Annotated in this window: 11 protein-coding genes; 4 read left to right on the forward strand and 7 right to left on the reverse strand. The window is 64.6% G+C overall.

The window, feature by feature from the left end; all coding sequences use genetic code 11:
• Positions 1–5: 5 nt before the first annotated feature.
• The 7 genes from APH28_RS21280 to ycaC form a co-directional block, all read right to left on the reverse strand.
• Entirely contained in the window at positions 6–1,016 is a 1,011-nt protein-coding gene (locus tag APH28_RS21280) for a DUF2955 domain-containing protein (RefSeq protein WP_060512499.1), read from the reverse strand.
• Complete coding sequence (locus APH28_RS21285; RefSeq protein ID WP_060512500.1) at positions 1,006–2,097, reverse strand: HlyD family secretion protein; 1,092 nt, start codon at positions 2,095–2,097, stop codon at positions 1,006–1,008. Before APH28_RS21285 ends, APH28_RS21280 begins: the two co-directional genes overlap by 11 nt.
• Positions 2,094–3,608: an efflux transporter outer membrane subunit gene (locus APH28_RS21290; protein WP_060512501.1), complete on the reverse strand. Its 1,515-nt coding sequence runs from the start codon at positions 3,606–3,608 to the stop codon at positions 2,094–2,096. The genes APH28_RS21285 and APH28_RS21290 overlap by 4 nt, the downstream gene beginning before the upstream one ends.
• Positions 3,609–3,621: 13 nt before the next feature.
• A complete protein-coding gene (locus APH28_RS21295; protein ID WP_060512502.1) occupies positions 3,622–4,719 on the reverse strand; it encodes an AI-2E family transporter in 1,098 nt (365 codons plus the stop codon).
• 40 nt (positions 4,720–4,759) lie between these two features.
• Entirely contained in the window at positions 4,760–5,950 is a 1,191-nt protein-coding gene (locus APH28_RS21300) for a monovalent cation:proton antiporter-2 (CPA2) family protein (protein ID WP_060512503.1), read from the reverse strand.
• A gap of 35 nt (positions 5,951–5,985) precedes the next feature.
• Positions 5,986–6,804, reverse strand: a complete 819-nt coding sequence (gene ppk2, locus APH28_RS21305) for a polyphosphate kinase 2 (RefSeq protein WP_060512504.1) — start codon at positions 6,802–6,804, stop codon at positions 5,986–5,988.
• Positions 6,805–6,899: 95 nt separating this feature from the next.
• Positions 6,900–7,520, reverse strand: a complete 621-nt coding sequence (ycaC, locus tag APH28_RS21310; protein ID WP_060512505.1) for an isochorismate family cysteine hydrolase YcaC — start codon at positions 7,518–7,520, stop codon at positions 6,900–6,902.
• 193 nt (positions 7,521–7,713) lie between these two features.
• Between ycaC and APH28_RS21315 the strand changes: the two genes are divergently transcribed.
• The 4 genes from APH28_RS21315 to APH28_RS21330 all read left to right on the forward strand — a co-directional run bounded on the left by APH28_RS21315 (position 7,714) and on the right by APH28_RS21330 (position 11,890).
• A complete protein-coding gene (locus tag APH28_RS21315) occupies positions 7,714–8,103 on the forward strand; it encodes a nuclear transport factor 2 family protein (RefSeq protein WP_060512506.1) in 390 nt (129 codons plus the stop codon).
• A gap of 94 nt (positions 8,104–8,197) precedes the next feature.
• Entirely contained in the window at positions 8,198–9,697 is a 1,500-nt protein-coding gene (locus APH28_RS21320) for a cytosine permease (RefSeq protein ID WP_060512507.1), read from the forward strand.
• A 13-nt stretch (positions 9,698–9,710) separates the two neighbouring features.
• Positions 9,711–11,141 (forward strand): aldehyde dehydrogenase family protein, encoded by a 1,431-nt coding sequence (locus tag APH28_RS21325; RefSeq protein ID WP_060512508.1) that lies wholly within the window; start codon positions 9,711–9,713, stop codon positions 11,139–11,141.
• A 482-nt stretch (positions 11,142–11,623) separates the two neighbouring features.
• Entirely contained in the window at positions 11,624–11,890 is a 267-nt protein-coding gene (locus tag APH28_RS21330) for a hypothetical protein (RefSeq protein WP_060512509.1), read from the forward strand.
• The last annotated feature ends 57 nt before the right edge of the window (positions 11,891–11,947 follow it).

Genomic DNA, 11,947 nt, shown 5'->3' on the forward strand with positions numbered 1-11,947 from the left:
GAGGATTAGGCAACCCGAACCCGGCGCCGGTCGATCCAGATCAGCATGGCGCTGGCATACAGCGACACCGCCACGAACAGCGCCATGCGCACGGCAAAGGCCTTGTACACATCCTGCCCGCCAGCACTGTCCTGCACCGACTGCCCAAGCAGGATCAGCAGGGTGGTCAGGCAACTCACCCAATACGCCGGGCTCTGCTGCGTATCCGCCGCACGGTAGAGCCTGCGCGCCTGCCAGAGCACGAACAGCAGCACCCACAGGAAGAACATCCACAAGTGCACGAACAGGCTCAACGCGCCCCACACCAGCATCGCCAGCACCCCGGCCAGCAACGTCGAACCGATCAGCTCGCGACTGGCATGCCGCGCCCGCGTCTCCCCTGCCTGCTGCCCCAGGCTCACCGCCTTCATGATCAGCGGCATGAATTGGTCTGGGGCGATCAGCGCCAGCAGGAATGCAGGCATGACAATGAGCGTGGCCCGCAGAGCCACCCAGCTGACATCTGCGCCGTCGAGCAAGGGCGGCGAAGGCTGCACGGGCGCGCTGGCCGGTTCGGGAAACAGCACATGGGCCAGCGCGGCCCCCAGTACCGCCAACAGCATGCCCTTGGCCAAGGCCTCGACCACCGACAGCGCCAGGGTGAAATCGCTGGTGCCAGCCGCCGCGATCATGGTCAAGCCGATCACCAGCAGATTGGCCAGCAAGCCATTGCCGCCCTTGAGCGCGTAGCGCAACACCAGGAACACCCCCACGCCGACCAACAGCACGCCGCTCACCGGGGCATGGCGCAACAGCGGAATCAGCAGCAGGCCGCTGCCGCAGCTGAGCAATACCAGACTCGCCAGCACCGGCGCCGCCTTAATCGGCAGTGGCTCGCTGCGCATGGCCAGCAACAACACGGCGAACACCGGCGCCAGAATCGGCACCGGCAGGCCCAGGCCGAAACTGGTCGCCAGGCACAGCGCCACGCCCCATGCCAGGCGCAGCGCACGCAGGCGGCGCAGCTCAATAGGCATACGACAGCCAGCTCATCAGCCACATGAACATGCGGCCCAGCAGGTTCAGCGGGTTGCCTTCGCTGGGCAGGGCCATGACTTCAGCCTGGCCGCCCACACGCAGGCCAGACTTGTCGATCTGTTGATCACGGTCAAGTTCGACAATCACCGGAAAGCGCTGCGCCGAGCGCAGCCAGTCGCGGCTGTTCTGCACGGTCGGCAGGCTACCCGGTGGCGCCGACTGGCCGACGCTCACGCCATAGCCGATGCTACGAATCTGCCCTTTCAACACCGTGCCTGGCAAGGCATCGAGCACCACCAGCACCGGCGCCCCAGGACGCAGGCGGCCGAGGTTGTTCTCGGTCATATCGGCACTGATCCACACATCGTGGATGGCGATCAGGGTCATCATCGGGCTGCCAGCGCCCACGTAGTGGCCCACGTCAGTGCGCAGGTCGGTAATCAAGCCGTTGGTGTCGGCGCGCACCACCGTGCGGGCCATGTCCAGGCGGGCCTTTTCCACGTTGGCCGCGGCACTGCGCAGTTGCGCGTTGTCGGCATCGGCCCCGCCCTGCTGCTCACGGGCCCGTTCCACTTCGGCCCTGGCGGCTGCCACCTGGCTGATGGCCTGGTCGCGGGTGGCCTGCGCCCCTTCCAGGCGGCGCACCGATACCGTCCCGGGGTCTTCGTCGATCAACCGCTTGAGCCGTTCGGCATCTTGGCGCGCCTTGCGCTCGTTGGCCTGAGCCGCCACCAGCGCGGCCTGGGCCGAGTCGATGCCGGCGGTGCTGGCGCCGATCTGCCGGCGCACGGTATCCAGGTCGGCTTCGGCGCGGGCCAGGGCAATGCGGTACTGCTCCTGGTCGAGTTCGAACAGCACATCGCCCTGGCGCACTTCCTGGTTGTTGCCCACCGCCACGCGCTTGATCTGCCCGGCCACTTCGGCGGCCACCGGGACCACGTAGGCCTGTAACCGGGCTTGCTGGGTGTAGGGCGTGAAACGGTCGGCCAGCAGGTACCAGACCAGGCTGACGACGATCAGTATCAGCACCCAGCGCATGCCGCGGTCGGGGGTGGGCGATGTGTCTGCGGCGTCACTCATTTCGGCTCACCTTGTTCGGGGTAGACGGGGGCAGGCTCATCGAGCAGGTCGCCCCAGTCGGTGCGGTTCTTCATCTGCTGGCGTGTGGCGGGGTCGATGGCAGGGCGATGGTTGTCCCAGCCACCGCCCATCGCCTTGTACAACGTCACCAGGCTGCTCACCGCATTGCCACGGCTGACCAGATAGCCGTCCTGCTGTTGCAACAGCAGCTGCTGGGCGTCGAGCACGCGCTGGAAATCGGCAAAGCCTTCCTGGTACTGCGAACTGGCCAGGGTCAGCGAACGCTGGGCGGCCTGTGAGGCGTCCTGGCGAATGCCGGCGCTCTGCAGCGAACGCACCAGGCCGCTGGCGGCGTCGTCAGCTTCGTGTGCGGCTTCGCGCACGCTTTGGTGATACAGCTCGATCAACTGCTGCAGGCGGGCGTCCTCGACCCGCACGGCGTTCTTGCGCCGGCCGTAGTCGAACGGGTTCCAGATCAGGCTCGGGCCGACCGCCAGGTCGAAGGTGTTGGGCAGGTGGCTGGCCGATAGGAAGGTCCAGCCGATGCTGCCCAACAGGCTCAGCTGTGGATAAAGGTCCGCCTCGGCCACCCCTACCAACGCCGACTGCGCCGCCACTGCCTGCTCGGCGACGCGGATGTCCGGGCGCCGTTGCAACAGGCTGGCAGGCACGTCCTGCAACACCACACGGTCCGGCAAAGGCAACTGTCCGTGGCGCGCCTCCAGCGCCGGCAGCGGCCCCGGTGGCCGGCCGAGCAGCGAACAGAGTACGTTGCGCAAGGCATTGAGCTGGTTCTCGAACTCGGGGATGGTGGCCAGGGTCGCCAGGTACTGGGTACGCGCCTGCTGCCAGTCGAGCTCGTCGTTCTCGCCGTGCCGGAACAGCCGCTCGGTGATCTGCAGGCTGCGTTCCTGGCGCTTGGCGTTTTCCTGCGCAATGTCCAGCCGTGCCTCGGCGGTGCGCAGGGCGAAGTAGGTGTCGGCCACCTGCGCACGTAGCAGCAGCATGGCATCGGCGTAATTGGCCTGGGAGGCGAAATAGACGGCATCGGCGCTTTCGATGGCGCGGCTGAACCGGCCCCAGAAGTCGATTTCCCAGCCGATATTGAAGCCTGCGCTGGACTGCCAGAACACCGAATCCCGCGCAGTGGAAGTGCCGGACTGGTCTTGCTTCAGGTACAGGCTCTGCGCGCTCAACTGTTGCAGCTGTGGATAACGCCCGGTCTGCACGATGGCCAGCTGCGCCCGCGCCTCGGCGATGCGCAGGCCGGCTACACGCAGATTGGTGTTGTTGGCGTCGGCTTCCGTTATCAGCGCGTCCAGCGTCGGGTCGGCGAACACCGCCCACCACTGGCGAATATCCGGTGCGGCTGAGCGGCGCCCGGCCTGCTCCAGCAATGGCGTGCTCCAGCTGTTCAGCCATGGATCCTGGGGCTTTTCGAAGTCCGGACCGACCTGGGTACAGCCGGCCAGGACCATCAGCACGCCTATTCCATAGCAACGATTGAGCATGGCAGGCCCTGTCTCAGCTTGCAGGGGGTGCCGGTTGCTCCGGCACCTGCAGCGCGACCCATTGCCAGAACAACACGTAGGTCACGCCGAGGATGACCGGGCCGATGAACAGGCCGATGATGCCCTTGACCACCATGCCGCCCAGGGCACCGATCAGCACCACCGGCATCGGCACGTCCACGCCGCGCCCGAGCAGTAACGGTTTGAGCACGTTGTCGGCCAGCCCGGCGACAAAGGTGTAGATGGCGAAGAGGATGGTCGCCACGGTAAAGCCCTCGGCATTGAACACATAGATGATCACCGGCACCGTGATCAAGGTCGCCGGGGCTTGGGCGATCCCCAGCATGAGGATGGCGATGGCCAGCATGCCGGCACCTGGCACGCCCTTGATCACGAAGCCAACGCCAATCAGCAGCATCTGGATGAAGGCAATGCCGATCACGCCCTGGGCCACCGCGCGAATGGTGGCGGTGCACAGGTTGGCCAGCGGCTTGCCGCGCTCCTCGCCAGACACGCGCATGGCGATCCTCTGCGCGGCAATCTCGCCACGTTCACCGAAGGCCATGATGATGCCCGAGACGATGATCGCCGCGACAAACATCAGGAACGCCCCACCGGCACTGGCCGCCGCCCCCAGCACCGTGCGCCCGGCGTCCTTGAGTTGCGGCATCCACTGGTTGAGGACATGGGCCATGTTTTCCGAGGCACCCAGCCACAACGCATGCACCTTCGGCCCGATCAGCGGCCAGGTCGCCACCGATTCAGGGGGCGGCGGCACGCTCCAGGCGCCGCTTTTGAGCAGCGTCACCAGGTTGTCGACCGATTCGCCGATGGACATCACCACCAGATAGATCGGCACAATCAACACCACCAGCACCAGCAGCACCACCAAGGTGGCGGCAAAGCCCTGCTTGAGGCCGGTACCCCGGTGTATGCGGCAGTGCAGCGGATACAAGGTGACCGCGAGAATTACCGACCACAGCATCAGTTCCAGAAACGGCTGGAATACCTGGAAGGAGAACATTACCAGGGCGGCCACCAGGCCCGCCTTGATCAGCACGTCGAGCAAGCCCCGCGACAGGGCGCTGTCCAGCCTCAAACTCGGCTGCATGTTTCACCTCCGAACGTTAGGCGCGCCAGCAAGGCGCGATTCAGTGGCCCGTCTCGACGACCGGGCGATCCTCACCCCGCAACTGCCGCGCCAGGGCCATCATCACCAGCGGCACCACCGCCATCGACAGCGTGATGGCGAGCACCAGCAAGTCATGCACCTGTTGCGTCAACACCTGGTGCTCCAGGGCCAGCTTGAACACCACGAAGGCAAACTCACCGCCGGACGCCAGCACGATCGCCAGGCACAACGCCTCGGCACGGTTGAGCCCGCCGGCGCTGCGCCCAAGCACGAGCAACAGGGGCAACTTGATCACCACCAACAGCAACGTCAGCCCCAGCACAACCAGGGGCATGCCGAACAGCAGGCGCAAGTCGGCGCTCATGCCGACGCCGACGAAGAACAGCCCGAGGAGCAGGCCCTTGAGCGGTTCGATCTGGGTTTCCAGTTCGTGGCGAAAGGGCGACTCGGCCATGATCACGCCGGCCAGGAAAGCCCCCAGGGCCATGGAGACCCCGACGTGCTCCATCAACCACGCCGTGCCCAGCACCACCAGCAATGCGGTAGCAGTGGACAGTTCGGGCAAGCCCGAACCGACCGTCCATTTGAACACGGGGGTCAACAGATAGCGGCCGAAGACAATCAGCACGCCAATGCCTGCCGCCACTGCCAGCAGTGGCCAGGAGCCTTCGTCGGCGGTGCTGACATCACCACCGAGCAATGGCACGACGGCGATCAGAGGAATGGCGGCAATGTCCTGAAAAAGCAGGATAGCGACGGCCAGCCGACCGTGCGGCTTGCCCAGGTCCTTACGCTCGGCCAGCACCTGCAGGCCAAACGCCGTCGATGACAGCGCCAACCCCAGGCCGAGCACAATCGCGGCCGCTTTCGATTGGCCAAACAGCAAGTACGCCAGCAGGCCGAGTACCACAGCGGTCAGCCCCACCTGCAACGAGCCCACGCCGAACAACGCCCTGCGCATGGTCCACAGCCGCCGGGGCGACAGCTCCAAGCCGATGACGAACAGCAGCATGACCACGCCCATCTCCGACAGGCGGGCAACGTTATCGGGGTTACCCAGCAGGCCCAGCACCGATGGCCCGATCAGGATCCCGGCCAGCAGATAACCGGGCACCGCCCCCATTTTCAAACGCTGAGCCAGTGGTACCAGAAGCACCACGGCCAGCAGGAACACCACCGTCGCCTGCAGCAGGCTGCCGTCATGAGGCATAAGTTCGCACCCTTGCTACGCACTGCCGGGAAGGATCAGAACCGTTCTTCGACCACTTTGAACGGATAGGGCACGGCCTGGTATTTGCCGATCTTGCCGCGCTTGGGCAGCTTCACCACTTGGTCGCGGGTGATGTTCTTGTAAGGGATGCGCGAAAGCATGTGGCTGACGATATTCAGCCGGGCGCGGCGCTTGTCGTCGGAGTGCGCCATGAACCACGGCGCCCAGGACGAATCCGAGGCGGCGAACATATCGTCACGGGCGCGGGTGTAATCGTCCCAGCGGGTGTAGGACTTGAGGTCCATGGGCGACAATTTCCACAGCTTGCGCCCGTCGTTGATGCGGTCCTGCAGGCGCCGGGTCTGCTCTTCGGCGCTCACTTCGAGCCAGTACTTGATGAGGATGATCCCCGACTCGACCATCATCTTCTCGAACAGCGGCACCACGGTGAGGAACTTGGCGCTCTGCTCTTCACTGCAAAAGCCCATCACCCGCTCGACACCTGCGCGGTTGTACCAGCTGCGGTCGAAGATCACCACTTCACCAGCGGCAGGCAGATGGCGCAGGTAACGCTGCACATACATCTGGGTCTTTTCCCGTTCGGTCGGTGCCGGCAGCGCCACCACCCGGAACACCCGTGGGCTGACCCGCTCGGTGATGGCCTTGATGGTGCCGCCCTTGCCGGCACCATCGCGGCCCTCGAACACGATGCAGACCTTCAAGCCCTTGGCCACGACCCACTCCTGCAGCTTCACGAGTTCCACGTGGAGCTTCTTGAGCGCCTGTTCATAGGCCTTGCCGCCCAGCTTTTCTGGCTTTTCCTTTGGCGCTTTCTTCCTGGACGGCTTTGACATGGCACTCTCCTGAGGGCGAATGAAGAGTCAGTATGGTCGATCCATGACAATTTGCCGTTTCGCTTGTTGGGCAAATTGCCACGCCCTGACGGCCCTTATTTCGCCAGCTTGTTGTAGCTGGTCATCAGGTTGCGATAGTCCGGAATGTGGTTGGAGAACAGCGTGCCCAGGCCTTCGATATCGTTGCGCCAGTCACGGTGCAGCTCGCAGGCCACGCCGAACCAGGTCATCAGCTGGGCACCGGCAGCCTCCATGCGCCGCCAGGCCGAATCACGGGTCAGTTCATTGAAGGTGCCGGAGGCGTCGGTGACCACGAACACCTCGAAGCCCTCCTCCAGCGCCGACAAGGCCGGGAACGCCACGCAGACCTCGGTGACCACCCCGGCGATCAGCAGCTGCTTCTTGCCGGTGGCTTTCACCGCCTTGACGAAGTCCTCGTTGTCCCAGGCGTTGATGTTGCCGGGGCGGGCGATGTACGGGGCGTCGGGGAACTGCTCCTTGAGTTCGGGCACCAGCGGGCCATTGGGGCCGGTTTCGAAGCTGGTGGTGAGGATGGTCGGCAGCTTGAAGTACTTGGCCAGGTCGGCGAGGGCCAGCACGTTGTTCTTGAAACGGTCGGGGTCGATGTCGCGCACCAGTGAAAGCAGGCCGGTCTGGTGATCGACCAGCAGGACGGCGGCGTTGTTCTTGTCCAGACGCTTGTATTGGAAGGCCATGACGGAACTCCTTGCTCTGACGGGTTGGGATTATCAGCGTAGGCAAGGATGAGGGGCGGGAGGGACCGTCAGTCGGTTCTGGCCATCACTTCACAAATTCCTGAACTAATTATTTTCCGCCAGCGATTTTTCCCCTCGCCCGCCCCCACCAGAATCGCTTCACCACAATCACAATAACCGTGAGGCCACTCCCGTGGACCAGACACTCCAGGTACGGCAAGCTGCCGCCGACCTCGTCGCTGCCTTTGCCAGCAATGACACCGCCCGCTACTTCGCCTGCTTCAGCGAAGACGCCACCTTCCTCTTCCACACCTTGCCGCAACCGCTGCTGTCGCGTCGTGCCTATGAGGACCTTTGGGCCCAATGGCAGGCCGAGGGTTTTGCCGTGCTCGGCTGTGAATCGAGCAACGTGCAGGTGAGCCTGCAGGGTGATGTGGCGATCTTCATGCACGACGTGGCCACGCATATCCGTATTGCCGGTGAGGAGCACCAGCTGGCCGAGCGCGAGACCATCGTCTTCCGCCGCCACGGCGAGCATTGGCTGGCGTGCCACGAGCACCTGTCGGTCGTCACCGCAGCCTGATCCGAACTTACGCGGCCTTGCCGCACTGCCATCGCACCCACAAGAGGGCCCGCGCACCGCGCCGGGCCTACAACAACCGCGCTGGAGCATCACCATGAGCCACTCGACCGGTATCGAGACCAATGGCGTCGAACAGATCCCCGACGATCAACGCGACGCCTCCCCGCTGGACCTGTTCCGCCTGATCTTCGGCGGTGCCAACACCTTCGCCACTGCCGTGCTGGGCAGCTTCCCGGTGCTGTTCGGGCTGTCGTTCCAGGCCGGGGTCTGGGCGATTTTGCTCGGCGTCGGCGTGGGCGCGCTGATCCTTGCCCCCATGGGCCTGTTCGGTGCCCTCAACGGCACCAACAATGCAGTGTCGTCGGGCGCGCACTTCGGCGTGCACGGGCGCATCGTCGGCTCGTTCCTGTCGCTGCTCACTGCCGTGGCGTTCTTCTCGCTGTCGGTGTGGAGCTCAGGCGATGCCCTGGTCGGCGGCGCCAAGCGCCTGGCCGGGCTGCCGGAAACCGACCTGACCCTGGGCCTGGCCTACGGCCTGTTCGCGGTGCTGGTGCTGGTGGTGTGCATCTTCGGCTTCCGCTTCATGCTGTGGGTCAACAAGATCGCCGTATGGGCCTCGAGCCTGCTGTTCCTGCTGGGCATCTTTGCCTTCGCCGGCCCGTTCGATGCGGGCTTCGCCGGTAGCGTCAATCTCAGCCAGCCGGGCTTCTGGGCGGCATTCGTGGGCGCGGCGATCCTGGCCATGAGCAACCCGGTGTCGTTCGGTGCCTTCCTCGGTGACTGGTCGCGCTACATCCCGCGGCAAACGCCGAAGGCGCGCATCATGCTGGCCGTGATCGCCGCCCAGGTGGCCACGCTGATCCCGTTCCTGTTCGGCCTGTGCACCGCCACCCTGGTGGCCACTCAGGCGCCTGACTACATCGCCGCCAACAACTACGTGGGCGGCCTGCTGGCGGTAGCGCCGAGCTGGTTCTTCCTGCCGGTGTGCCTGATTGCGGTGATCGGCGGCATGTCCACCGGCACCACCGCGCTGTATGGCACCGGCCTGGACATGTCCAGCGTGTTCCCGCGCCTGCTCAGCCGCGCTGGCGCCACCTTGCTGATCGGCGTGCTGGCCATCGGCTTCATCTTCATTGGCCGCTTCACCTTCAACCTGGTGCAGAGCGTGTCGACCTTCGCCGTGCTGATCATCACCTGCACCAGCCCGTGGATGGTGATCATGATCCTCGGCCTGATCACCCGTCGCGGCTTCTACCACGCCGACGATCTGCAGGTGTTCACCCGCGGCCAGCGTGGCGGCCACTACTGGTTCCTGCACGGCTGGAACTGGCGCGGGATGGGCGCGTGGATCCCCAGCGCAATGGTCGGCCTGTGCTTCGTCAACCTGCCGGGGCAGTTCGTCGGCCCGCTGGGTGACCTGGCCGGCGGCATCGACCTGAGCCTGCCGGTGACCTTGGGCCTGGCCGGCGTGCTGTACCTGCTGCTGCTCAACCTGTTCCCTGAACCTGCTGGCGTGTATGGCCCCAACGGCCCGCGCTGGGTGCGTTGCAAAAGCGCCCTGCGCACGCCGGTGACTACCGCCGAAATGGCCTGACTGGATACCGACCATGACCACTTCCCACTACATTGCCGGCCGCTGGGTCGAAGGCCAGGGCAGCGACTGCATCAGCGTCAGCGAGCCTGCACTGGGCCTGCCCTTTGCCGAACTGATGGCCGCCAGCGTGGCCCAGGTCGACCAGGCCGTGGCCGCCGCCCGTGAGGCCCTGCCCACCTGGAAAAAGGTCAGTGCCAGCACCCGCGCGGCTTTCCTGCGCGGCTTTGCTGAACAGCTCGGCCTGCGCCGTGAAGCATTGATCACGTTGCAGATGCGCAACAACGGCAAGCCGCGCCACGAGGCCGAAATCGACCTGGATGACGCGATCGCCACCTTCGCCTACTACGCCGACCTGGCCGAGCAACTGCCGTCGAAAAATCGCGATGTGCCACTGGCTGCACCGGGCTTCACCGCCCGCACCCGCCTTGAGCCGGTGGGTGTGGTCGGCCTGATCGTGCCGTGGAACTTCCCGCTGGTGACCAGCGCCTGGAAGCTCGCCCCGGCGCTGGCGGCCGGTTGCACCGTGGTGCTCAAGCCGTCGGAAGTGACCCCATTGATCGAGCAGACCTACGGCCAGATCGCCGATACCCTCGGCTTGCCGGCTGGCGTGCTGAACATCGTCAACGGCAAGGCCGAAACCGGCGCCGCGCTGAGCAGCCACAACGGCCTCGACAAACTGTCGTTCACCGGCAGCAACAGCGTCGGCAGCCAGGTGATGCGCAGCGCATCGGCACAGTGCCGGCCGGTGACCCTGGAGCTTGGTGGCAAGTCGGCGATCGTGGTGTTCGACGATTGCGACCCGGACCAGGCGGTGGAGTGGATCGTTGCAGGTATCAGCTGGAACGCCGGGCAGATGTGCTCGGCCACCTCGCGCCTGCTGGTGCAGGACGGCATTGCCGACACACTGCTGCCGCGCCTGCAAGCTGCACTGGAAAAGCTGCGGGTCGGTAACCCGCTGACCGAAGAAGTCGACATGGGGCCGCTGACCAGTCAGGCCCAGTGGTTGAAGGTTGCCAGCTACTTCGCGACTGCTCGTGAAGAGGGTTTGAAATGCTTGGCCGGCGGGCAGGCGCTGGACCGTGAAGGCTGGTTCGTGAGCCCGACGCTGTACACCGATGTGCCCAAGGACAGCCGCTTGTGGACCGAAGAGATCTTTGGCCCGGTGCTATGCGCGCGTCGCTTTGCCACTGAAGAGCAGGCGATTGCCGAGGCCAACGACAGCCGCTTCGGGCTGGTCGCCACGGTGTGCTCCGCCGACCTGGAACGCGCCGAGCGCGTGGCCGATGCGCTGGAGGTGGGGCATGTGTGGATCAACTCGGTGCAGGCGGTGTTCGTCGAGACGTCGTGGGGCGGCACCAAGGGTAGCGGTATTGGGCGGGAGCTGGGGCCTTGGGGGTTGTCGGGTTACCAGTCGGTGAAGCATGTGACCCGGTGCCTGGGCTGATATCACACTCCTCAGATCGCCTGGGCTCATGTAGGAGCGGCCTTGTGTCGCGAAAGGGCTGCATAGCAGCCCCAGCAATTTGTGCATCTGCGCTGAAATCGTGGGGCTGCTATGCAGCCCATTCGCGACACAAGGCCGCTCCTACAACCGACCGCATTCGCTGCAAATCAGATGTAAGGCTTTTCCCAACCTGCAACCAAATGCTTCAAATGCAACCTGCTTGGGAATTATCCTACGCACTGCGCTGCCGTTTCGCTGTTGTTGATGATCAGCATCAGGGCTAATTTCCCTGTGTCGCCAAATTCGGCGACCGGGTGTGAGAGCCCGTGTTGATCTAGCTGCAACCTCAGCGGTAGCTGTGCGCGGGCAGGATTCGTCCTGGCCGGTTTCCTAGATCACCGGTCTCTCACCCCGCGTACAGCTGCCACCCAATCCTGTGAGAGGGAATGGGCATCAGCTCCTGACTGATCTAGGAGTGAACAATGAAAAAACTAGTCCCCGATCCACCCATCAAAACCTCTCCCCGCGCGTTCTACACGATCAACAACGACATGCCCTCGCCCGAGGCCCTGCTGTACGTTTCCCAATTGCTGCGCGGTATCGAAGACACGCTGGACGAATACATCTGCGGCAATGCCGGCGAGCCTGGCATCGGGATGTTGGTCAACACCGTGCATAACGTGCAGATGGCCAGGGCGCTGAATGAACTGGTCCTGATGCGAGATGTTGGAGAAATCACCTGGCATTGAAGCTGCCCGCCACAACATCTTTGGCGCCTGTGAGATCGAGCGCCGCGCGGGCGGCGC

The sequence above is a fragment of the Pseudomonas sp. NBRC 111124 genome (assembly GCF_001320245.1).
Classification (GTDB): Bacteria; Pseudomonadota; Gammaproteobacteria; order Pseudomonadales; family Pseudomonadaceae; genus Aquipseudomonas.

Coding starts and splice junctions, on each gene's coding strand:
- APH28_RS21280 (WP_060512499.1), bottom strand. CDS start 1,016: ATGCCTATTGAGCTGCGCCGCCTGCGTGCGCTGCGCCTGGCATGGGGC.
- APH28_RS21285 (WP_060512500.1), bottom strand. CDS start 2,097: ATGAGTGACGCCGCAGACACATCGCCCACCCCCGACCGCGGCATGCGC.
- APH28_RS21290 (WP_060512501.1), bottom strand. CDS start 3,608: ATGCTCAATCGTTGCTATGGAATAGGCGTGCTGATGGTCCTGGCCGGC.
- APH28_RS21295 (WP_060512502.1), bottom strand. CDS start 4,719: ATGCAGCCGAGTTTGAGGCTGGACAGCGCCCTGTCGCGGGGCTTGCTC.
- APH28_RS21300 (WP_060512503.1), bottom strand. CDS start 5,950: ATGCCTCATGACGGCAGCCTGCTGCAGGCGACGGTGGTGTTCCTGCTG.
- ppk2 (WP_060512504.1), bottom strand. CDS start 6,804: ATGTCAAAGCCGTCCAGGAAGAAAGCGCCAAAGGAAAAGCCAGAAAAG.
- ycaC (WP_060512505.1), bottom strand. CDS start 7,520: ATGGCCTTCCAATACAAGCGTCTGGACAAGAACAACGCCGCCGTCCTG.
- APH28_RS21320 (WP_060512507.1), top strand. CDS start 8,198: ATGAGCCACTCGACCGGTATCGAGACCAATGGCGTCGAACAGATCCCC.
- APH28_RS21325 (WP_060512508.1), top strand. CDS start 9,711: ATGACCACTTCCCACTACATTGCCGGCCGCTGGGTCGAAGGCCAGGGC.
- APH28_RS21330 (WP_060512509.1), top strand. CDS start 11,624: ATGAAAAAACTAGTCCCCGATCCACCCATCAAAACCTCTCCCCGCGCG.